At 63.1% G+C, this 22111-nt stretch carries 21 protein-coding genes; 8 read left to right on the top strand and 13 right to left on the bottom strand.

Annotated elements, in window-relative coordinates; translation table 11 throughout:
• Nucleotides 1-26 precede the first annotated feature (26 nt).
• Both AC4D1W_RS02560 and AC4D1W_RS02555 read left to right on the top strand, forming a co-directional pair.
• Nucleotides 27-1448 carry a phosphatase PAP2 family protein gene (locus AC4D1W_RS02560; protein ID WP_490897694.1) on the top strand — a complete coding sequence of 474 codons (1422 nt, stop codon included), beginning with the start codon at nt 27-29 and terminating at the stop codon, nt 1446-1448.
• Nucleotides 1449-1452: 4 nt separating this feature from the next.
• Nucleotides 1453-2529 carry an alpha/beta fold hydrolase gene (locus AC4D1W_RS02555; protein WP_490890663.1) on the top strand — a complete coding sequence of 359 codons (1077 nt, stop codon included), beginning with the start codon at nt 1453-1455 and terminating at the stop codon, nt 2527-2529.
• Between the two features lie 147 nt (nt 2530-2676).
• On the opposite strand, the gene AC4D1W_RS02550 is transcribed toward AC4D1W_RS02555, so the two are convergent.
• Nucleotides 2677-3102, bottom strand: a complete 426-nt coding sequence (locus AC4D1W_RS02550) for a hypothetical protein (RefSeq protein WP_490890662.1) — start codon at nt 3100-3102, stop codon at nt 2677-2679.
• A 253-nt stretch (nt 3103-3355) separates the two neighbouring features.
• Between AC4D1W_RS02550 and AC4D1W_RS02545 the strand changes: the two genes are divergently transcribed.
• The 3 genes from AC4D1W_RS02545 to AC4D1W_RS02535 all read left to right on the top strand — a co-directional run bounded on the left by AC4D1W_RS02545 (nt 3356) and on the right by AC4D1W_RS02535 (nt 5315).
• Entirely contained in the window at nt 3356-4009 is a 654-nt protein-coding gene (locus AC4D1W_RS02545; RefSeq protein WP_490890661.1) for a hypothetical protein, read from the top strand.
• Between the two features lie 272 nt (nt 4010-4281).
• Nucleotides 4282-4728 (top strand): hypothetical protein, encoded by a 447-nt coding sequence (locus tag AC4D1W_RS02540; protein WP_490897693.1) that lies wholly within the window; start codon nt 4282-4284, stop codon nt 4726-4728.
• Nucleotides 4729-4799: 71 nt separating this feature from the next.
• Nucleotides 4800-5315: a hypothetical protein gene (locus tag AC4D1W_RS02535; protein ID WP_490890659.1), complete on the top strand. Its 516-nt coding sequence runs from the start codon at nt 4800-4802 to the stop codon at nt 5313-5315.
• Nucleotides 5316-5495: 180 nt separating this feature from the next.
• Here the strand turns inward: AC4D1W_RS02535 and AC4D1W_RS02530 are convergent, their stop codons facing one another.
• The 5 genes from AC4D1W_RS02530 to rsmI form a co-directional block, all read right to left on the bottom strand.
• Entirely contained in the window at nt 5496-6578 is a 1083-nt protein-coding gene (locus AC4D1W_RS02530) for a TerC family protein (protein WP_490897692.1), read from the bottom strand.
• 279 nt (nt 6579-6857) lie between these two features.
• Complete coding sequence (locus tag AC4D1W_RS02525; protein ID WP_490897691.1) at nt 6858-7874, bottom strand: hemolysin family protein; 1017 nt, start codon at nt 7872-7874, stop codon at nt 6858-6860.
• Nucleotides 7871-9268 carry a hemolysin family protein gene (locus AC4D1W_RS02520; RefSeq protein WP_490897690.1) on the bottom strand — a complete coding sequence of 466 codons (1398 nt, stop codon included), beginning with the start codon at nt 9266-9268 and terminating at the stop codon, nt 7871-7873. Before AC4D1W_RS02520 ends, AC4D1W_RS02525 begins: the two co-directional genes overlap by 4 nt.
• 193 nt (nt 9269-9461) lie before the next feature.
• Nucleotides 9462-10013 (bottom strand): DUF305 domain-containing protein, encoded by a 552-nt coding sequence (locus AC4D1W_RS02515; protein WP_490890655.1) that lies wholly within the window; start codon nt 10011-10013, stop codon nt 9462-9464.
• 196 nt (nt 10014-10209) lie between these two features.
• Nucleotides 10210-11103 carry a 16S rRNA (cytidine(1402)-2'-O)-methyltransferase gene (rsmI, locus tag AC4D1W_RS02510; protein WP_490897689.1) on the bottom strand — a complete coding sequence of 298 codons (894 nt, stop codon included), beginning with the start codon at nt 11101-11103 and terminating at the stop codon, nt 10210-10212.
• Nucleotides 11104-11181: 78 nt separating this feature from the next.
• On the opposite strand from rsmI, the gene AC4D1W_RS02505 reads away from it, so the two are divergent.
• Entirely contained in the window at nt 11182-12807 is a 1626-nt protein-coding gene (locus AC4D1W_RS02505; protein ID WP_490897688.1) for a dolichyl-phosphate-mannose--protein mannosyltransferase, read from the top strand.
• Between the two features lie 44 nt (nt 12808-12851).
• Here the strand turns inward: AC4D1W_RS02505 and AC4D1W_RS02500 are convergent, their stop codons facing one another.
• Together AC4D1W_RS02500 and AC4D1W_RS02495 are read right to left on the bottom strand one after the other, a co-directional pair.
• Complete coding sequence (locus AC4D1W_RS02500) at nt 12852-14150, bottom strand: DUF1461 domain-containing protein (protein ID WP_490897687.1); 1299 nt, start codon at nt 14148-14150, stop codon at nt 12852-12854.
• 102 nt (nt 14151-14252) lie between these two features.
• Nucleotides 14253-15245, bottom strand: a complete 993-nt coding sequence (locus AC4D1W_RS02495; protein ID WP_490897686.1) for a stage II sporulation protein M — start codon at nt 15243-15245, stop codon at nt 14253-14255.
• Nucleotides 15246-15316: 71 nt separating this feature from the next.
• Here AC4D1W_RS02495 and AC4D1W_RS02490 point away from each other — a divergent pair, with 71 nt between their 5' ends.
• A complete protein-coding gene (locus tag AC4D1W_RS02490; protein WP_490897685.1) occupies nt 15317-16120 on the top strand; it encodes an RDD family protein in 804 nt (267 codons plus the stop codon).
• Between the two features lie 6 nt (nt 16121-16126).
• Here AC4D1W_RS02490 and AC4D1W_RS02485 read toward each other — a convergent pair whose 3' ends face one another.
• The 4 genes from AC4D1W_RS02485 to AC4D1W_RS02470 all read right to left on the bottom strand — a co-directional run bounded on the left by AC4D1W_RS02485 (nt 16127) and on the right by AC4D1W_RS02470 (nt 19828).
• On the bottom strand, nt 16127-17395 hold the full coding sequence (locus AC4D1W_RS02485; RefSeq protein WP_490897684.1) for a L,D-transpeptidase: 1269 nt from the start codon (nt 17393-17395) through the stop codon (nt 16127-16129).
• Nucleotides 17396-17581: 186 nt separating this feature from the next.
• On the bottom strand, nt 17582-19060 hold the full coding sequence (gene ahcY / locus AC4D1W_RS02480; protein WP_490897683.1) for an adenosylhomocysteinase: 1479 nt from the start codon (nt 19058-19060) through the stop codon (nt 17582-17584).
• Nucleotides 19057-19392 carry a Trm112 family protein gene (locus AC4D1W_RS02475; protein WP_490897682.1) on the bottom strand — a complete coding sequence of 112 codons (336 nt, stop codon included), beginning with the start codon at nt 19390-19392 and terminating at the stop codon, nt 19057-19059. Before AC4D1W_RS02475 ends, ahcY begins: the two co-directional genes overlap by 4 nt.
• A 52-nt stretch (nt 19393-19444) precedes the next feature.
• On the bottom strand, nt 19445-19828 hold the full coding sequence (locus tag AC4D1W_RS02470; RefSeq protein ID WP_490897681.1) for a DUF3499 domain-containing protein: 384 nt from the start codon (nt 19826-19828) through the stop codon (nt 19445-19447).
• A gap of 157 nt (nt 19829-19985) precedes the next feature.
• Here AC4D1W_RS02470 and AC4D1W_RS02465 point away from each other — a divergent pair, with 157 nt between their 5' ends.
• Nucleotides 19986-20474 carry a metallopeptidase family protein gene (locus AC4D1W_RS02465; RefSeq protein WP_490897680.1) on the top strand — a complete coding sequence of 163 codons (489 nt, stop codon included), beginning with the start codon at nt 19986-19988 and terminating at the stop codon, nt 20472-20474.
• Nucleotides 20475-20483: 9 nt separating this feature from the next.
• Here AC4D1W_RS02465 and AC4D1W_RS02460 read toward each other — a convergent pair whose 3' ends face one another.
• Nucleotides 20484-22091 (bottom strand): DUF5719 family protein, encoded by a 1608-nt coding sequence (locus AC4D1W_RS02460; protein WP_490897679.1) that lies wholly within the window; start codon nt 22089-22091, stop codon nt 20484-20486.
• Nucleotides 22092-22111: the final 20 nt, after the last annotated feature.

Below are 22111 nucleotides of genomic sequence, written 5' to 3'. Positions count from 1 at the left end.
GAAGAACCACAAGAGAGGAGCCCATGATGGCAAATGAACTGGCGGAGGGGATGAACCGATTCGTCCTGCGGTGTGCCGGGATCCTTCTCGCGCTGACTGCTCTGGGCCTGGTGTTCGAATTGGTGGCGCCGCTGCCCAGTACTGCCAGTTCCTCAGTGGGCGGGTTCATTGATGTGCTGGGCGGCGCCGCGAACTTCGTTGCGGAGATCGCAGCGCAAGCCGGATGGCTGATTCTGCCGGTGGCGGCAGTGTGGCTGCTGATACGCGCTCTTCACGCGTTGGCGGTGTACGTGGCCGCTGCTGCCGTTGGGATGGCCGTTCTCGCCGGCGGCGGGATGCTCCTGATGACACTCGACCCCCTCACGAGCGGTGCGAGCTCGGGAGGCGAAAGCGTGTTTTCCGGCGGGTCGATACAGCTCACTGTTACGTGCGGGGTTTTGCTGCTGGTCTTCCTACCCGTCGTCCCGGTGAAGGGACGGGCCTGGGCGGTGATCGGCCCGGCGGTCGCTGTGGTTGGTTTCGACGTCGTTCGGGTCCTTGCAGGGGCTGTCCCATTGGGACCGGCGCTCGGTGGTTGGCTGCTAGGGCTAGCCTGGTTGGGCGCGACCGTGTGGGCCTTCCGGAAGTGGCAACAGCCTCCTGGCCTGCGCACGAGCTGGTGGTTCGGGCTGCCGGCACAGGACCGGGCCGCGCTGGCCCTGGCACCAGCAGGTGACCGGCCACTACCCGGCGGGCGGAGCAGCGCCGGGAAACTCGCCGGTATCTGGGTGCTCATTGCCGCCGGTGTGACCGGTGTGGGATTCCTCATCACCGGGGTACTTACCTCTATCGAGCTTATGGACGAGGCGGTGGTGCAATGGTTCGCTGAGCACCGCACGGACACGTTGAACGCCCTGGCAACGGTCGCCGGGTCCTTTGGGACCACCACCGGAATCATTGGAGTTCTGCTGGTCACCGCAGCACTCTCCCTGGCCATTACGAGGCGTACCGCTCCTGCGGTGTTTCTGCTCGTGATTGTGACCGGCGAGACCGCGTTGTATCTGATCACTGGAATGATCGTCGGCCGCTCCCGGCCGGACGTCGATCACCTGTCCGAGGGGCTTCCGCCGACCTCATCGTTTCCTTCCGGGCATGTGGCGGCCGCTGTCGTCCTGTACAGCGGGCTCGCTCTCCTGATCGGAGCATGGTCGCAGTCCCGGCTGCGCTACCTCGGCTTCATCCTCGCCCCACTCATCGTGCTGGGCGTGGGCATTTCCCGAGTGTACTGGGGCGTTCATTATCCGACCGACACAGTGATCAGCGTGATCTTCGCCGCCGGGTGGGTTTCTGTCTGTTGGCATTACTTCAAACCAGCGCGCGGATCCTCAAAACCTAACGCCGCAGAAACGTCCAGGCCCGTCTCTGAACCCACGCCGCTGGAAAGCCGGAAGGTAACCGCCGATGACTGATCCCATGAGAAACGACCGACAAAATCCGACCGCGGCCACCGGCGAATATAGGGCAGGGCGTATGAGGCTGTTGGTGGCCGGCGTCGTGCTCGCTGCGTCTAGCGTGGCCGCCCGTCTCACCTACGCGCGGCGCACATCCCAACAAGTCAGTTCACGGGCTGAATCCACGATCACCACCGACGATGGGGTGCAGCTGCACGTGGAGACCGATGGACAGGTCGAGGGCCCGCTCACGGTTGTCTTTGTTCACGGATTCGGTTCCCGTTTACAGGAATTCCAGGCCCAACGAGCTGCCCTACGTGATCGGGGACGTTTGGTGCTCTTCGATCAGCGGGGCCATGGTTCCAGCGGTTGGGGCCGCTTCCGGAAAGCGACAATCAACCAGCTCGCACGCGACCTGGCCCGCGTCATCGAGGACCAATCCCCCGGTCGGATAGTTCTTGTCGCCCACTCGATGGGAGGAATGGCCGCGCTGACCCTTGCCAGAGAGCGTCCGGAGCTTTTCGGAGAACGAATCGTGGCGGTCACCCTGCTTTCGACCGCCGCGGGACACCTCCCCGCCATGACGATGCCCCACGCAGCCGCGCGGCTAGCGGTGCGACTACGTTTGACAACGGCGGCCTCATGGCTTCTATGGCTGATCTCCCCGATCATCGACCACATCGCGCCGTTCCGCAGACCAAAGGGACGACGATGGCTGATCCACAGACTCTTCAGCCGCAATGATCCGCCGAAGGAAGCCGCGCAGATCATGCAGGACTCCTGGATTCGCACGCCGCTGGCGATAGCGACCGCGTTCTACCCAGCCTTGGTGAGCTATAACGTTCCCGCTGCATTGAACGTGCTTCAGAGCATCCCCGTCCTCATCGTGAGCGGAACCCAAGACAGGGCTATCCCCTCCGAACGAAGCGAGCACCTTGCCCACGAAATCGGCTCCTCGGCCCGCCTGATAATGGTGAAAGGTGCCGGTCACATGGTGAACCTCACCCACCCCGATGAAGTCAACACTGCACTGGCCGACCTCATCGACAACCTCGACCCGGCGACACCGACAGCCCACGTCACTAACGGCCGCCGATGATTGAGATGGCTAAAAATTCCGCTGCATATCGCTGGCAAAGGGAGGGCCTCCCGTTGTCAGAATGAGGTGATAACTCACATTCGACACCAGGAGGCCCTCACCTTTCACATCAAGCCCGCGCTGTCTACGACGTCCGAGGGACTGACCCTAGGGCAGCTCCTCCACATCATCGGCCATGACAACCAATTCCTGTTCGTATTCCACGACGTACGCCGCTTCGTCGTCATTGAAATCGAAGCCCTCTGCCTCGATGTCGGTGAGAATGAAGTTCCGCACCGTGCCTGTCACCTGCACGTTGTCGCCCTCTTCGAGTACGTCGCCCATCCCGGCGGCAGCGAGGATGAGGGTGTCATCGTCTCCCACCGTGAAAACATTCGGGCCCACGATTTCCTGCACTTCCGTTTGCAGTGTCACGGTTTCGCCAAGGATGGCCGCTTCAGCAACCGGACCTTCCTCTTCGGCTTCCTCAACGACGGTCTCTCCTCCGCAGGCTACAAGGCCTACAGCGGTGAATGGGACGATCGCCGCGAAAGCCATCTTCCGCGTCCATGGGTATTTCTGCTGGATAGTCATAATTCCTCCTTCAGGCGGGGGCGGTGACGCATCCGCCCTTTCGCATGTACTTGGATTTGCTATCTACGTCCCTTCGACCGTAAGCAAGCGTCCGATCAGGCTTCAACCGCCTTTACAAGACCGTGACCGCGCTAAAAGCCCAGCGTGTGTATTCGTTACCTCGCAGCGATTGAGAGCTGTGCACAGTTTCTAGCTGTCAGTGTTTCAACAGGCAGTTCTCCTTGACCGGCAGGGACCGACGAAGACAAGGTGGATGGACACCTTCAAGCAGCAGGAGACCGCGGCTTCCGTGAAATACGGCGGCAACGGCCCCTCACGAACAGGAGTAACCATGAACGTTGAGAAGGAGTCGTTGATACGTACAGTTGCTGCGTTAGCAATTCTGCCTGCCGCGCTAATCGGTGTGAGCGGGTGCACCAGTTCTGAAGAAGATGACCTCCCAGGCCTCGTTGAAGAGTCAGCCGAGGCGGGCGCTGAGGCGCTGGAGGAAGACTCGGGAGCCGTTGATTCCTACGAGGACTACACCGGGGTTTACGACCACGAGTTCTTCGACGATGTGGAATTCTACGTTGGTGAGGAAGTCACGTTGGCGGCCATCGTGGGCGAAGTCATCTCGCCGAATGTGTTCACCATCGTAAGCTCCACGAACGCCACGAACCGGCCCGAGCAGGACGTGGTCGATGTCGACGAGGTCATCATCGAACCGCTGCTGATAGTCCATAAAACGGAACTCCCCGGACTCACTCCCGGAATGCCCGTGGGAGTGACAGGTGTAGTCCACGAAGAGTTTTATCCCGCCACAGTGGAACAGGAACTGGATCTAGCTTTGGACGCCGCCGTGTTCGGAGAATGGGAAGAACAGGCGTACGTCGAAGCCATCAACGCTGCCTCCCTAACCACCGACTAGAACGGTCACGCCCGGAGGCACGAGAACGGATATAACGGGGGAGTAACGATCGGCATCTCGTTTCCGTGATGGGTCGCCGTCATTCCATCAACTGTCCCTCCTGAATCCCTGCGGTAATAGGCCGTACGAGCATGGTTGCCAGCTGTGGAAAGTCCCCGACCCGCGTGTAACAAGAGAATTACTCTCGTTGGATGCAGGAATCGCGCGTGCTTACCGTGAATGAGCGCGCCCCGGAGGTGGGTCACCTGACAAATATCCACGGAGGACGAACCATGAGAGCACCAACGAGGCTGGCATCCCTGAAAAAGGCCACCGCACTGTCAGTCATAGCTTCAGCCAGTTTCGGACTGGCCGGTTGTGCCGAGGCTGAGACTGAGCCATACGACCCGAATATCTACGACGAGATCGAAACCTATGTCGGTCAGGAAGTCAGCCTCTCCGCGGAGGTCCTCGACGTACTCTCCCCCACCTCATTCACCATCATCAACGAGGACGACCCCACCGTCGATCCCCTGCTCGTGCTCAACGGGAACGACACCGACAATGTCCTACCCGGCATGCCGATCCAGCTTACCGGGGTTGTGATGGAATCCTTCGACCCCGAGACCGCCGAGGAAGAAACGGGAATAGACCTCGACGACGCGCTCCACGAGGACTGGATCGGAGAGCACTACCTCGAAGTCACCGCCATCGACGCACCCGAAGCACCGGGCACCTGAGGCACAACCCGAACGAAGACGACCGACAACCTGGACGCCAACAGGCACCGGTTCCGCGGATGGAGGAAAAGATGGAAGCAAGAACACCGACCACCTGGATGAAGGCCGCCACGATCGCGGTGCTACCAATTGCCGTGCTGGGCGTGACCAGCTGCGGAGAGGAGAACGTAGACCCCGGTCTCGAGCTGGAGAATATCGATGAGGAAGAAGCCGACGACACGCTCGAATCCGGGCCTTACGACGAAGTGTACGACCAGAGTTTCTGGGACGAGCTGACAATATACTTCGGCGAGGAAGTAACCCTGTCCGCCCAGGTCCGAGAGCCACTCGACGCACAGGGGTTCACCCTCGCGGGGATGGACGAGACCACCGTCGACCCGCTGCTAGTGCTCCATGAAGGGGAAGCGCAGCAGTTAGAACCAGGACAGGCCGTGTTCGTCAACGGCACAGTCTACGAGTACCTGGACATCGCAGAAGTCGAAAACGAACTAGGAGTGGACCTCGATGACGCTCTATACGAGCAGTGGGAAAACGACCCCTACCTGCTCGCCACGTCAGTGAACACTGACGCACCACCAGCCCCCTGAAACAGCACTAATCTCTCAGTGAAGTATCGCCAGACCCAGCAGTGAACCGCGATAAGCGGCAGTCTCGCTGCTGCCGCCTAGGCATCCGCTGCAATGCTATGCATCTTAGCGTCGTCGGGGTTTGGGTGACCCAGGGCGGAGATGCCCTGGGTCACCCCTTTCACAGCTGCCGGTGGGGTGCTAGTTGGACTTGGCTGCGGTGGACGTCGTCTTCTCGTCGACCTCGGGCTCCTCGACCCCGTCCTCTGGGTCGGCAGTGAGCACCGGTTCGCCGTGGACCAGCCCGCGGTCGTCCTTGCTCTCGTCGCGGCGGGTCTTGAGCAGACTCGCCACCGTCGCGACGACGATTGTGGCTGCGATGAAGAGCAGCGAGAACCAGATGGGGATTTCGGGCACCCAGAGCATCGGTTCCCCGCCGTTGATGAAGGAGAGCTCGTTGACGTGCAGGGCGTGGAAGACCAGTTTCACGCCGATGAAGCCGAGGATGACGGCCAGTCCCTGGGCGAGGTAGACCAGACGCTCGAGCAGCCCTCCGATGAGGAAGAACAACTGACGCAGACCCATCAGCGCGAACGCGTTCGCGGTGAAGACAATATAGGCCTCGTTGGTTAGGCCGTAGATCGCCGGGATCGAATCGACGGCGAAGATAAGGTCCACGAAGCCGATCGCGATGATTGTGAGCAGCATCGGCGTGACGAAGCGCTTCCCGCCCTGCATCACGGTGAGCTTGTCCTGGTGATACTCGTCAGTGACGGGCAGGACCCGGCGCACGAGTGTCATGAACTTACCGTCAGCGGGATTGGACTCGTGGCTGCTGAATGCCTGCCGGTAGGCCAGCACGAGCAGCAGGGCACCGAAGAGGTAGAACACCCAGGAGAAGTTCTCGATGAGGGCCGCTCCGATGGCGATGAACCCGCCGCGCAGGATCAGGGCGATGATGATTCCGATCATCAGCACCTTCTGCTGGTACTTCTTCGGCACCGCAAATCCAGCCATGACAATGAGGAAGACGAACAGATTATCGATCGACAGTGCCTTCTCGGTGAGGTAGCCGGCGAAGTACTCGCCACCGAACGTCCATCCCGAAACCGTGCCGATTCCCACACCGAACAGCAATGCCAATCCGATGTAGAAAGCGGACCAGCGCGCCGATTCCCCGATGGACGGCTCGTGGGGTTTACGCACGTGGGCGAAGAACTCGTAGACGAAGAACAGGATCGTCACAGCGATCGTGATGAGCCAGATCAAAGGTGTGACCTGCATAGGGGTGCTCCCAAGGGGTAGGCGTTGACAGATACGCCAAGGTCTCCTCCGCCCGGACGACACCGGAACCGACGACCCGAGATGCTTCAGTGCATCCGTAATGACGGGCCGATCACAGACGGGAGTACTCCCCTTGATAGAAAGATCCTAACCCATCCCAGAGCCCTCCTTCTACCTGACCTTGGAACTACACCCGGTTTTCGGTGGAGCCAAACCCAGCTCCTCACCGCCCATCCTTGTTCACGGTTTCGAACCTCGCCGCACATACCCTGTGATACATCAGACCTCGATGCGAGGTAGGACGTTACGCAGGGCATCGTTGAGCGTGACAATACCGAGGAGCCGGTGACCATCCATCACTACCGCGAGTTGTTCCCGAGCCCGTCGCATGCGTGCCAGGGCTTCGTGCACCGGCACCTCGGGTGCGAGAACGTACGCCGGGCGCGCGAACTCGCGCGCGGGCCGGTCAGCCGGTTCAAGAAGCGTGTCACGCACATGGACGACGCCGGGTATTCCTTCACTGGTATCCGGCTGGACGAGAATCCGCATGTGACCGGAACGTGCCGCTGCCTCCCGTACATCCGACGCGGTCGCGTCCGGCTGCACCGCCGTGGGCGCCGTTCCCTCGGCGATGAGTGTCTCAACCCGGAGCTCCTCCAGGTCCAGTGCGCCTGAGATTGGGGTGCGGATCGATGCGTCAAGCGCTCCGACATTCGCGGAGTGTTCAACCAGGTGGCGGATGGTATCGACGTCTTGCCCTCCCACTGCGGCCCGGTCGGAAGGTTCCACACCGGACGCTTTGACGAGACGATTCGCCACCTCGTTGATCCAGCGCAGTAGCGGCCGGAAAATCCAGACGAAGGCCCGTGCCGGCAGACCCACCAGGATCGCGGAGGTCTCCGGATGAGCGATCGCCCAGGATTTTGGTGCCATTTCACCGACCACAAGGTGCAGGAAGGTCACAATGAAGAGTGACAACACGAACGACGTCGTATCAGCCACCCAGAACGGGAGGCCCCATCCGGCGAAAATTGGCGTGAACCAGGCATCCACGGCCGGTTTGGTCACAGCTCCCAGGGCGAACGTGCAGGCGGTGATGCCCAGTTGCGCGCCTGCGAGCATGACCGTGAGCTCGTTCACGGACTTCAACGCCGCACGGGCTCCCCTGCTGGTGGCAGCGGCCTCCTCAAGGCGGTGGCGGCGTGCTCCGAGTAGAGCGAATTCAATGACGACGAAGAAGGCGCTCAACCCGATAAGACCGACGGTCGCGATCAACACAATCCAGGGGTTGCTCATCGCTTCTCCTTCTCCGGCACGGACTCCAGATCACGATCGTCCCTGCCGTCGGACTCGCGGAGCGTTACGCGAATTGTCTTCGGTACCCGCCGGTCCAGTTCAAGCACTTCCGCATCCAAACGGCGGTACACGGGATCGTCCTTGACCAGTTCTGCCGGGTCATCAGGAAGTGCAACGTGGACGGTTTCGCCGACGGCGGGCAGCGCACTGTGGTGGGCGATGAGCAGACCGGCCATCGTTTCATACTTGCCGCGCGGAAGTCCGTGGCCGATGGAGCGTTCAGCTTCGTCGATGTGGACATCTCCGGCGATGCGCCACCTGCCGGCGTCGTCTGTTTCCACTGATTCCGGGAAGCCGGTGTCATGTTCGTCAGCGATTTCCCCTGCAATCTCCTCCGCGAGGTCCTCCAGCGTGATGATTCCCGCGAAGCCGCCGTACTCGTCGATGACGCATGCCAGTTCGTTGCGCTCCTGGGTCATGTGCTCCAAAGCGTGAGGCAGGGACATCAACGTCGGCAGTACCGTGGGCGTGCGCATGATGGTTGCAACGGTGTCGTCGTCAGTTGTTGTGCCAAGCAGGTCGACAAGGTGAATCACGCCGACGGGCTCGTCCTGGTCGTCAACGACCGGGTAGCGGGTGTGCTCCTGTGCCATCCGAAAGCGTACCTCCCCGATCGTCGTAGTCGGCTTCACCGAGTCCACCCGCAGCCGGGGAATCATCGCATGCTCCACCTCCCGCTGCGGGAAGTCGAGAATGCGGTCGAGCATGACCGACAACTCTTCGGGCAGATCGCCGCTTTCACGGGACTCGGCAACAATGCGCTCAAGATCCCGGGCGGTCGCGCTGCTGTCGAGGTCATGCACAGGCTCGATGCGCAGCATCCGCAGGAGCGCGTTCGCGGCATGGTCGAACACCGTGATCAGCCAGCCAAACAGGACCAGATAGATCTTTGTTGAGCGCGCAAGGGCCCGCGCGAGCGGTTCAGGGTTGGCGATAGCGAGATTCTTCGGATAAAGCTCGCCGAACACCATCTGCACGACAGTGGAAACAGCCAGGGCCGCCACGGTTCCCACCGTGACACTCACCGCAGTTGGAACGCCCACCCCTCCGAGAAGGACGCCCAGACTCTCGCCCACAAGCGGTTCAGCAACAAAGCCGACAAGCAACCCCGTCACAGTGATACCCAGCTGCGCCCCTGACAGCATGAACGAGGTACGTTCGGTAACCGCCAGAGCGCGCTTGGCCGACTCATCGCCCTGGTTTGCCTGTGCCCGCAGGCGGGACCGGTCCACCGACATATAGGCAAATTCCTGAGCGACGAAGTAGCCGTTCGCAGCGATGATCGCGAGGATGACGATGATGCCCATGAGAAGGCTCAAGGTAGCGGTCAACATTTCGGGTCACCCACCGCTGCGCGGCGGATACTCCGCCGATAGGCAGGATCTTCAGACTGGGCGGAACGGCCAGCTCTACTCACGAGTGTCTCAACACCTCCGGGGTCGGTCTCCGCATTCTATGCGGAGGGTGTGTTGAGACGCGCAGGACAACCGGAACGGCCGGGGAACGTACCGCTTCTGGAGGATGGCATCACTCGGAGGCGTATCGATCCAGGATGGATTGCATCTGGGCGATTTCTTCCCGCTGAGTTTCCACAATCTCCGTACACAACTGCTCGATTTCCGGATCGGTGATGTTTGATTCCTGACATACCAGGATCGCGCGTGAGTGATGGGGGATCATCGACTTCAGGAACTGCTCGTTGCCGACGAAAGTTTCCGTCCGCCCGAGCGCGAACACCCCGACGAAGAGCACCGCGAATCCGACGAGCATTGCGATGTTTGCTTTGGTGTTCTTGAACATCGACCACATGCCGACGACCATGACGATCGCCATGGCCCCGACCATGAGCAGCGCCATCCAGAAGTTGCTCAGGTTGTAATAGAAGTGATCGATCGATCGGACCATTGACATCGACAACGTCCACATCAGCACCAGGCTGATCAGCAGGATGACTCCGAACTTCAGATACATCTTGCCTGAGCCGCCATGATTGGAGTGGTCCTTCCCGCCACTGGCATTCTCGCCCTTCCCGGAAGCTCCTGCACGGTGGCTACCGGACGTATTGTCTGCTGGATTCACGATGTGCTCCTTGGATCGCGGTGGAATTACGGGGCAGTCGTTCCACGTCGTCGGTCAGGACGATTAGTTCTCACTCGGACTCGGCGATATATGCCGCCTTGAATTGCTGCACGCCCTTTCGACCGTAGGCAGACCCGCGGTTGAGATTCAACCGCAGTTATGTAACCGCAACCGCTTCTCCAAGGAGTTGAGTTGGTCAGGTCCTCGCGGCCACCACTGCGGCATACAGTTCCCGCTTGCTGATCCTTGTGTCTTCCGCGACGGCGGCCACGGCTTCCTTGAGCCTCAGTCCCTGACTCATGAGCTCATTGACGGCACCGACGTGGTCTTCGGGGGCGGACGGCTGGTCAGCCGGTGCACCGCCGACGACGACGGCGATCTCACCGCGCACGACGTCCCTTTCCACCCACTCAAGCAGGTGCTGCAGCGGCCCGCGGATGACTTCCTCGTACCGTTTGGTAAGTTCACGGGTGACGCAGGCGGGCCTCTCCGGCCCGAACTCCTGATGCAGTGCGCGGATCATGGCCTGCAGCCGGTGGGGCGCCTCGAAGAAGACCATGGTGCGGCGTTCGGTGCGAAGTTCCGCCAGGCGTGCGGCGCGCTCGCCCGTCTTGCGTGGCAGGAACCCCTCGAAGCAGAAGCGGTCCGTAGGCAGGCCGGAAAGGGCGAGCGCGGTGAGCACGGCGGACGGTCCGGGGGCAACGGTGACCGCGATACCCCGTTCGGCTGCAGCTTCGACGAGGCGGAAGCCCGGGTCGGAGACGGATGGCATGCCGGCGTCGGTCACGAGCAGCAGGGTAGCGCCCGCAGCGACCAGGTCGAGCAGTTCCGGAGTACGGGAGGCCTCGTTGTGCTCGTGATAGCTGAGGGTCCTGCCGCGTGGTGTCACGTCGAGAGAGCCGATGAGCCGCTGCAGGCGCCGGGTGTCTTCGGCGGCGATGACGTCAGCGGTTTCGAGGAGCGAAACGAGCCGGAACGTCGCGTCCCCCATGTTCCCGATCGGGGTCGCAGCGAGCACAATACTGCCGTGCCCCGGGGTGAGTGGCTCCGGCAGGAGCGGGGCGCCGTCGTCGCTGGTTTCATCCGTCACTGCTTCAGCCTAGTTGGTGGGGATAGGGTTGGCTGCCCGCTCACCGAAACTGTCGGGGCCGATCGGTACGATGAACCGGTGAGCCAAACCACCACAGCCGCCGTCCTCCGCAAGGGGCCCGGGCGGCAGTGGGTTCTTTCGCCGCGCACGGCTTTCTCTGAGCGGGCTATGCGCCGGCGGCTGCTGGGCGAGTGGCTTAGCTTCGGGGTGTGGGGATGGCTGTTGCCCGTCATGGTTGCGCTGATCGGCGGTGTGCTGCGCTTCGTCCGGTTGGGCGAGCCGGACTCGCTGGTGTTCGACGAAACGTACTACGTCAAGGAGGCCTACTCCTTCCTGCAGTCCGGGTATGAGCGTGAATGGCCCGAGAATGCGGATGAGTCCTTCAACGACGGCAATCCCGGCATCATCCTGGATACCGCGGATTACGTGGTGCACCCGCCGGTCGGGAAGTGGATGATCGCCTTCGGGATGCTGCTGTTCGGGCCGTCGAGTCCATTCGGTTGGAGGTTCACGGCAGCTGTGGTCGGCACCCTGTCCATCCTCATCCTTGCCCTGGTTGCCCAGCGGCTCTTCGGCTCGCCGGTGCTTGGTGCTGTTGCCGGGCTGCTGATGGCGGTGGACGGGCACCACCTCGTGCATTCCAGAACCTCGCTGCTGGACGTGTTCCTCTCGTTCTGGGTGCTCCTCGCCTTTGCCTTGCTGATACTGGACAGGCACCAGGCACGACACCGGCTGGCGGCACTGATGGCGGGTTTCGCCCGCGAGCACGGCCAGCCGACGCGCGAACAACTGCTGTACGGGCCGTGGCTGGGGCTTCGGCCCTGGCGGATCGCAGCGGGCATAGCACTCGGGCTGGCTCTTGGCACCAAGTGGTCCGCGCTCCCCTACATTGCGGTGTTCGGACTAATGACCGTGCTGTGGGACATGTCTGCCCGGCGTACGGTGGGCATCCGGCACTGGGTGGGTGGCGCCGTCGTGCGTGACGGACTGCAGGCATTCGTGTCGATCGTTCCCCTCGCGCTGCTCACCTACCTGGCATCATGGACGGGCTGGTTCCTCTCAAAGGACGCGTACAACCGTCAGTGGGCAGCCGGGAACCCGGACCCGCTGTGGGACTGGGTTCCCGCTCCCCTGCGCTCGCTGGCCGAGTACCACCGCAGCGCGTACACCTTTCATGGCGGCCTCAGCTCCGAGCACCCGTATGAGGCCACTGCGTGGTCCTGGCTGGTGATGGGCCGGCCGACGTCGTTCCACTATGAATCGGACGGCCTGACCTGCGGCGCCTCCGACTGCTCCCAGGCTGTCAGCGTGGTGGGCAACCCGCTGATCTGGTGGGCCGCTGCGCTGTCGTTGCTGGTGGTGCTGCTGTTCTGGATCGGCAGGCGCGACTGGCGTGCGGGCGCCATCCTCGCCGGGGTGGCGGCCGGGTATCTGCCCTGGTTCCTGTTCCCCGACCGAACCATGTTCTTCTTCTACGCGGTCGTGTTCCAGCCGTTCCTCATCCTGGCGCTGGTCTACGTACTTGGGTTGATCCTGGGCAGGCCCCGGGACAACGTGTGGCGGCGTCAGAGCGGCATTGTGATCGTGGGTGCGTTTGTTGTGTTGGCGGTGTTGGTGTCGGCGTTCTTCCTGCCCATCTGGACAGCGGAAACCATCCCCTACAACCAGTGGCGTCTGCGCATGTGGATGCCGAGCTGGATCTGACCTTACGGCTGCCCGCCCGGCTGATCGTCAGGAGCCCTCGTGCTTCAGACTCCGCTGTTGGCGCGGCGCCGGGTGTAGGCGTCGAATGACTTCTCGCGTCGGGCCCTGGTTGGCCAGGTCAACACGAGGGTCAGCACCGCGCCGATCAGGACGAGTGCGCCGACCGTGGCTGCCGCGTCGATCCAGAATTGGGCCGGGAAGAGTCGGATGAGGGTGTCGTCGACCCGGAAGGTCCAGGTGCCTTCGGCGAAGAAGAGCGCGTGGACCTGGGTGAAGAAGGTTTCCCAGGCGAGGATGCCGGCCACCGCGAGCGCTATCGCCAGGACCAGCGTTGCAACTGCCCCGGAGAACAGTGCCCTCCGGATGCCACCAGGGTAGCGGCGTGCCAGGTAAATGCAGGCGGCGATCGCTAGGAGCGCGAGGACCGTTGCAACGACGAATCCCGTTGACAGCACTGCTTTCACATCAGCCATGTGGCCGACTTCGCTGTCGAGGAACAGCTGGTCACCGTCCGCGTTGACGAGCTCCCCGAGATAGCGGGCAGGCGCCCAGTTGAGGATGTAGTCCATTGCGTACGAGCCGTACGTTATCCGGTCCTCGGTGCTGAAACCGTAGCTGTCGGCCGGGAAGCCCGGACGGTGGTACTCGACCCACAGGAACAGCGGGGTTGTCACGGCTCGAACTGCCGCCGCGAGGAGGATCACCGGGAAAATCGCGGCGACGGCTACCTGCAGCAGGCGTGGAAGCACGGGCTTGGCGGCGACGGCCTCATCGCGCTGGCTCGCCCGCCGCGCCACCTCATCTTCTGGAGGACGAATGGTCAGGGAGGAAGTGTCGGGGGCGGCGTCGTCGTCGGTCTTCGCGCGGTTTGAGCGTGGGTCGGTTCCGCCGACCCGTGTTGAGCCGGATGGTGTTGGAACGAAAGTAGTTGAGTCTGCGTCGGCAGGCAACGGCGCGTTCGAAGGCGCGGCGGTTCCGCCCCCGACGGCGGTCACGGCGATCTGTTGGGTGGCCGGCGAGGCCGGGTCAACCGTGGCCTGGCCAACCGCAATATGGGTTTCCTGGGGCACATGGGACTCAGCCGGAGTTACCTCGTCAGGCACATTCGCCTCCGACGTCACGGGAAGGCTGACCGTCTCGACCGGCGCAGGAGCGGCAGAAGGATCATCTTCCCCCGGGGTGCTGTAGGCCGACACATCCGGGAGCGTGCTCGCCTTCCGCATGGGGAACCCGCTCTCGCGAACGCGGGTGGAACCAACGCCGGCCTCGTCTGAGCGCATCGCTTCGCGACGCTCTCCGCCTGCGGATGCGCCCTGATTTTCGTTCTCAGCTTTGTCAGCCACGACTGTCTCCTTGCATGGAATTCCTACTTAAGACAGTACCCGGGTGGACTGACACGACCGCTGTCGACCACGCCGTGGCAAGCCGCCCCTGCGATCCCCTGATCAGGCCGTCGCTATTGAGGCCCCCTGGTCCTCATCAGCGAGGTCACCGGTATAGCCCGCCTGAACGGCACGCCGCCCAAGAACCAGCGTGTACACCCAGTACAGGGCGAAGACCAGGAAGCCGATTCCGATCCGCAGCCATACAGGAAGCGGACTCGGCGTCACAAAGCCCTCGACCAGCCCGGAAACGAACAGCACCAACACCAATCCCAGCGCAACGGTGATCAGCGACCGGCCCTCCTCAGCCAGGGCCTGCGACCGGGTCCTGGGCCCGGGTGAAACCCACGCCCAGAAGATCCGCAGCCCCGCCGCCGTCGCAATGAAGACGGCCGTCAACTCCATAAAGCCGTGCGGGAGGATGTAGGTGAAGAAGACGTCGAGCTTGTCATAGGACGCCATCATTCCCCCGGCCATCCCCACCGCCTGGGCATTCTGGTACAGGATGAACGGACCCCAAATGCCGGTGATGCCGAAGGCGACCGCCTGGACCGCAATCCAGGCATTGTTGGTCCACACGAGCCCGGCGAAGGACGCGGCCGGGTTCTCCGAGTAGTAGTTGACGAAGTCCTGGTCGACATACCGCCGAATCTCCTCGTCGCTGCCCAGGGCAGCAATCACACCGGGGGTGTTCACAACCCACGCCCCATACAGCCAGCCAACACCCAGGAACACCACACCAACGATGACGGTCAGCCACCGGATCCGGTAGAAAGCAGCAGGCAGCGAGATCACAAAGAACCGCGCAACGTCCTCAAGCACGTTCGAACGCGCACCGGTGAATCGAGTCCGCGCCCGCGACAACCGCATCGACAGCTCGTTGGAAAGCGCGCTCTCCGGCGCAATGGACCGGATCATCGACAGGTGCGTCGACGTGCGCTGGTACAGATCGAGCAGCTCGTCCGCCTCCTGACCACGCAGCCGCCGCTGTCGGGTCAGAGAATTCAGCCGGTCCCAGTCCTGGCGGTTGACTTGCTCGAATGCGTCCAGATCCACCCGATCAGCTTAACCCCGGGAACCTCGCACGGGCGGCGGCTAAGCTGATTCCATCCAAGGGGAGGACATCCATGAGCTCGGTCGTCACCGGTGAAGCAGTCGTTCTCGAACTGCGTCCCGCATCATTCGGCGCACGCGCCGTGAGTCTGATGATCGACGTGCTCGCACAGATTCTGGTGATCGCCGGCGTCATGTTCGCCGTCGGCCAGACCCTCGGCGGATCATTCGATCCGGCGCTCACCCAGGCACTTGTTCTGGTGCTGGTGGTGCTCGTGCTGGTGGTCCTTCCGGTGACGGTGGAGACGGTCACCAGGGGCAAGTCCCTGGGACGTTGGGTCATGGGGCTGCGGATAGTGCGCGACGACGGCGGCTCCATCCGATTCCGTCACGCCTTCATCCGCGGAATGCTCGCCGTCCTGGAGATCTACCTGCTGGTCGGCTCGCTCGCCTTCCTGGTGGCAGTGTTCAACGAGCGGTCCAAACGGCTCGGCGACCTGCTGGCCGGCACCTACTCCATGCATGAGCGCGTTGTCGTCAAGACGCGGACGCGGGCCGTGTTGCCGCCGTCGTTACGGGACTGGATCGCCACAGCCGACGTCGCACAGTTGCCGGACGCGCTCTCTCGCCGGATCTCGCAGTTCATCGGGCAGGCAAGCCGCCTGACGCCTTCCGCCCGAGCAGCCCTCGCCGTCGAACTGGCCACCGAAGCGTCGGCATTCGTATTCCCTGCCCCGCCGGCCGGAACGCTGCCGGAGGACTTCCTGAACGCCGTCGTTTCAGAGCGACGCGACCGCGACTACGCCCGGCTCGTGAAACAGCGTGAACGCACTTCCCGGACCGCCGAGCAGCTCCACAAGTTGCCGTTCAGTTCCTGACAGAGGCTAGGCCTGCTGGGAGGTCCATTCCTTCCAGGACAGGTTCCAGTCGCCGAAGCCGTCCCAGACCTGCACGGGACCAGTGTCGGTGTTGCGGATCTCCAGCATGTCGCCCGGACCGAACGTGTCGTAGAAGTACTTGGCGCCCTCGGGGCTCATACCCACACACCCGTGCGACACGTTCTCCAGACCCAGCACAGGCTGCGCCGCGGGAAGCGCCTCATGAACAAAGGCGCCACCGTTGGAGATCCGGCTCGCCCAGTTCACGTCGGTTGCCTCGTAGTAGGCAGGATCGCCCGGCTCCAGGCCAATGGACTCCGCCGAGAACCTGGTGCGTTCATACTGCTCCATCACCGTGTATAGGCCGTAGAAGGACGGCCATTCCTCGGTACCGAGGGTCACCGGGAAGGTCCGCTCCAGTTTGCCGTCGATGAAGACCTGCATCTCCTTGGTGGTGTTGTCCACCACGGCGAGGCGGTTGTTGTGCGTCTTGAAGGAGTAGGTGTCGTTGAAGTTGCCGATCATGCCGTTGCCGAAGTCCACGCCGAACAATTTCATGTCAACGGTGATGGTGCTGTGCGGTTTCCAGTACTCCTGGGGCCGGTAGCGCACCTCCGTGTCGTTCAGCCAGTAGAACGCACCCTGCTGGCCGGAGGTGCTGGTGATCGTGATGGCCTTCTCGACTGCGTCCTTGTTGACCACCGGCTCGCTGAACGTGATTTCGATGGTCTGCCCGGTGCCCACGGTGGAGCCAGGCTCGGGATACATGAACGCGTCGGCTTCGTTCTCGGGCTGCACCGTGGTGAAGGCCTGCTTCTGCTGGTGCTCGCCGCCCGCAGCATCGACGAGTACAAACTCGAACGAGTACTCCGTGGCGAAGGCAAGCGGTCCATCGGCCTTCCAGGAGGATCCGTCCTTCGAAACCGTTCCTGGCACCGGTTCCGCGCCGCCCACCGGCGCCAACACCACGTCCTTGACGGTTGCTTTCTCCGCGCGGATTTCCGGCGGGGTTCCGGGATTCACACTGAGTGCGCCATCGGTGGGAGTGACTCCAAAGGTGAATTCCTCTGCCTCAGGCTCCTCGTCCGCCGGCTCCTCGGAAGGAGAAACGGACGACGACGGCGCTGCCGCCGGCTCATTGCCGAAATCGGCCCAGCCCGGCGCGGTAACCGCACCAACGGCACCGCCGCCGATAACCAGCAAGCCAACGACAATGAGCGCGCCGATCTTCCAACCCCGTCGCCGCGGCTGATCCTCTTGGGAGAAGTTCGACATGCTCTATACCCTGCCTGCTAAGTTTCTGTCCAGTTGCAATTTCATGCCCGCGCGCGGAGCAGCCGTCCGTGGACACACGCAGGTCCGGTGACGATTCTTGACCACAATCCGTGGCCATAGGTAAGGGTTGGGACCCTTGAAGGATCCCAACCCCGCAACGGCCGGCCAACGGCCGGTCTGTGGTGCCTAGTAGCGGTAGTGGTCCGGCTTGTACGGCCCGGCCACATCAATATCGAGGTACTCGGCCTGGCTCTTCGAGAGTTCGGTGAGTTCGACTCCCAACGCGCCGAGGTGCAGCCGTGCAACCTTCTCATCGAGGATCTTGGGCAGCACGTACACCTGCTTGTCGTACTCCGGCGAACCGTCCTCGCGCGTCTGTCCGTGCTTGGTGAACAGCTCGATCTGGGCGATGGTCTGGTTCGCGAAGGAGTTGCTCATGACGAACGAGGGGTGCCCGGTGGCGTTGCCGAGGTTCAGCAGGCGGCCCTCCGAGAGCATGATGATGCTGCGCTGCTTGTCGGTGCCCTCATCGAAGACCCACTCGTGAACCTGCGGCTTGATCTCGACCTTCTTGACGCCCGGGACGCGGGCCAGCCCTAAGATGTCGATTTCGTTGTCGAAGTGACCGATGTTCCCAACGATCGCCTGGTGCTTCATGCCCTGCATGTGCTGGGCCATGATGACGTCCTTGTTGCCCGTGGTGGTGATGAAGATGTCACCCTGGGCGAGCACCGACTCGAGCTTCGCCACCTGGTAGCCGTCCATAACGGCCTGCAGCGCACAGATCGGGTCGATCTCGGTCACAATCACTCGTGCGCCCTGGCCGCGAAGCGCCTCAGCAGCGCCCTTGCCGACGTCGCCATAGCCACAGACGACGGCGACCTTCCCACCGATGAGGACATCGGTTGCGCGGTTCAGGCCGTCCGGCAGGGAGTGGCGGATTCCGTACTTGTTGTCGAACTTGGACTTGGTCACCGAGTCGTTGACGTTTATGGCCGGGAACAGGAGCTTGCCCTGCTCAGCCAGTTGGTACAGACGGTGGACGCCCGTGGTGGTCTCTTCGGTGACGCCCTGGATGGCCGCAGCAATGCGGGTCCAGCGCTGGGGGTCCTCGGCGAGCGAAGCACGCAACACATCAAGGATGACGGTGTATTCGTGCGAGTAGTCGACATCGTCTTCCGTTGGCGCCGCGGGCACTGCTCCCGCGGCTTCGAACTCCGCGCCCTTGTGCACCAGCAGCGTGGCGTCGCCGCCGTCGTCGAGAATCATGTTGGGCTCACCGTCCGGCCACTGCAGGATCTGCGTGGTTGCCCACCAATACTCCTCCAGGGACTCGTTCTTCCAGGCGAAGACGGGAACCCCGGCAGGTTCTTCAACCGTTCCGCTCCCGACGACGATGGCCGCCGCTGCCTCATCCTGCGTTGAGAAGATGTTGCAGGACGCCCAACGCACCTCGGCGCCAAGAGCCGTCAGCGTTTCGATCAGGACTGCTGTCTGGACGGTCATGTGCAGGGACCCGGCAATACGGGCACCCTTGAGCGGCTGGCTTTCACCGAACTCACGGCGCAGGGACATGAGTCCGGGCATCTCGTGCTCGGCAAGCCGGATCTGGTGGCGACCTGCTTCGGCCAGGGAGAGGTCGGCTACCTTGAAGTCGAAAGTCATGATGAAGGGGATTCCTCTGCGGTGGAAGCGGGCGTCGGAGTAGTAGCAGCGCGAGTATTCTCCGCTGCCCTGAGTTCGGGACGGAGCAGCACGGGGATTGACTCGTCGATCGGGTACTCAACGAAGTTGCCCGTGGAGTCCGGAGCGGATGAGCGAAGGACCTCGCCCTCCTGCACCAGTGTGGATCCCGTTACAGGGCATCGAAGGAGGGCCAATAGATCAGGAGCGATATTGGGCAACAGGATGCAGCCTTTCGAGGATTCCGGATGCAGCGTGCGTGCCCGCTCGAACAGCTGGGACACGTGGTGCGGTAACACAAGGGTATCGCGCACCGCATCCGCTCCGGGAATCGATGTTGATAAGGCGGTAACAGCGGCGGAGAGCTTATCGGTCCCGAAGCGCCCGCAGATGGCCGCGGCGTGCACCGGATTCACCGGGCGGCGGCGTCAGCGGGGTCTTCGACCCGTGCGGAGCCGGTGGCTCCGGAGCACTGCGGTCAACTGCTGCTTCCCTGACCGCGTTGGCTAGGGCCAGCAGGTCATCGGGGTTAGGTTCCGGCGGGCGTGTCGGGAGCGCCAGGCGTACCACTTCCCAGCCTCGAGGGACTGTGAGCTTCTCGGCGTGCGGCGCACACAGATCATAGGAGTGCGGCTCCGCGTAGGTGGCCAGCGGGCCGAGCACCGCGGTGGAATCGGAATACACGTAAGTCAGCGTTGCCACAGCAGCACGCTGGCACGCTGAACGCGAACATTGCCGGATCGATCCCACGACTGATGAGCCTACCGTGTGAACCCACCGACGCGTGGACGACGCCCCGGCCGGCTCCACATTACTGGTTCGGAAAATCTGGGGAAGGCGCCACACCGTAAGCGAAGCGCAACCCGATGGTGATGCAGCGGGAACGTGTTCGGACTAGAGTTTCCCCATGCGGGATAGCTCTTTCTCCATTCGCCTGGCTGTACCGGACGGGCCAATCGGCCAGCAGTCCCGATATGCCGGTCGGCGGCGTGACCGCCACGGCAGGGGGCTGCGCGGTGAGCTCATTCCGTCGCATCTGCCCGGCGCCCGCACCCGGTCCGAACGGTTCGAGGACTGGGTCATGGAATCCGCCCAGCGCCTCGAAAGGCTGTGGGGCGACAAGATTCAGGACGTCCAGATCATCGTCCAGGAGATCCCTGACGGACTGGAGCAGATGGCGCCCGAAGCTGTGCGCGGGCTGCTCGGTTCATCCACCCCCGCGGCTGAGAAGCGTCCGGCAACCATCACCGTGTACCGCCACCCCATCGAGATGACCGCGAAGGGCTACGTTCCCACCAACGAACTGGTCCATGACGTGGTGGTCGAGCAGATGGCGGAGCTCCTGGGCATGGCGCCCGAAGCCGTGGACCCCGCCTACGGCCGCTCACGGGCCTGAGGCCACCGGCTAGAAACCGATATTCACCGGGACACTCTGCTGACCCGCGCTGCCCTCCGGGATCGGAGCTACGGAGATTCCGGGAATATCGCCGTCGAGCGTTGCCACCTGTGCACCATATGCCGGATCGCCCGAGACGCCGATCAGGGCCGCTACCGTCCCTTTGCCGAGGTCTGCAGCAGGCACCGTGACCGTGGTGGCGCCTCCGACGTCGAACACCCGATCTTCGCCCAGCGCTCCGTCGGCTGCGACGGGCGTGAGACGGACCTCCGCCCGGCCCTCGGGTGCGCTGAAGACGAAGGCCGCAGCTGCTCCTGTCGGCAGGACCGAAACGTGCTGGCTGCCCAGACGCGCAGCTGATGGCACGTGGGCAAGATCGAGCGGCTTCTTGGGCGCCGTACCGCTGGAAACCCGAGCCGACGCGGAAATCAGAACGTCTGAACTGATGACCGCCGAGTAGTTTCCCTCAGGCAGCGACTCCAGCGGAATTGCGGTCACAGAACCGGCAGTGGCGGTGACGACTCCCCCACCGGGCAGCTCCACCTCACCGTTCTGCCCGAACACGCGAACGTCCAGGACCGCGTCAGTGCCGCCCGGAACCGCAACGTGCAGCGACGGCACGGCACCGGCATAGCCTTTCTGCGCCACGATAGCGTCCGCAACGTCCGGCGCCTGGATTCGGATGCCCGGGATCACCTGCGTCGAAGCGCTCGGAGCTGAGGCCTGAATGAGATCCACTCCGCCCGGAGTCAGCCCGCGCAATACGCTCTGCTGGATGAATCCGCTGATCCTCCCGCCGTTGCTGCGCACCCGGACGGCAACGTTCTCCTCGTTCGCTGCGAGCCCCGCGAGCACAATGGACTCTGTCTCCCCCGGAGCGATAAGAATCCCCCGGCCGCCCGGTGCGTCGATCACGCCCTTCGACCCGTGGAGATCCAGGTCGACGGAGGCCGGCGACTCCGCCGGGTTATGCAGGTTCAGCACCGCGGTTGCACCGACAGTGGTGACCGCACCGACCAGCCAGAAGTCATTCGACGGAACCTGGCAGTGCGCTACCGCCAGGCCCGCGAGGTCACCGTCCGTCGCGGTGTATGTGAAGCCGGCACCGGCAGTTGCCCTCTGCTCGGCGAGGGCCTGCGCACGCAGAACGGACGCACCCTCAACCGTCTGCCCGGACACAACGCCGGTGAGGCGGTTGGTGAGCCCATCCTCATTGCTGACCTGCCGGTCCTCCTGCTCGGATACCGGCACCTCATCGGCGATGACCGCAAGCGGATCGCCGCCCGCGAGCGGTGTGACTGCGGAACCTGGAACGGTACCGCTCAAGTCGCTGAGCGTCATGGCGGTGACCCGCGTCCGGGCCGTTGCGGACAGCGGACTGAACTCCGGGTCACCACCCTCCACGGTGCCCTCCAACAAGCGCAGCGGCGCCGGGCACACCGCCGCGTATTCCCCTGCCGGCACCGCCGCGGAGGGCACCGGGAAAGCCTCGGCAGCACCGTCGAACTTCTGCACGATGCTCGCCCCTGCCAGGGCACCGGTTGCTGACACCAGTACGACGCCGGCCGCGATGCCCGCAGCGCCGCGCACCCATGCGCCCTTCCGCCTCGCGGGCACGACTGTTTCCTTCTTTGTTG

The sequence above is a fragment of the Arthrobacter sp. TJ-170 genome (assembly GCF_058269305.1).
Note: the sequence above shows the minus strand (reverse complement) of the source record. Positions and strands in the feature narration are given on the sequence as shown.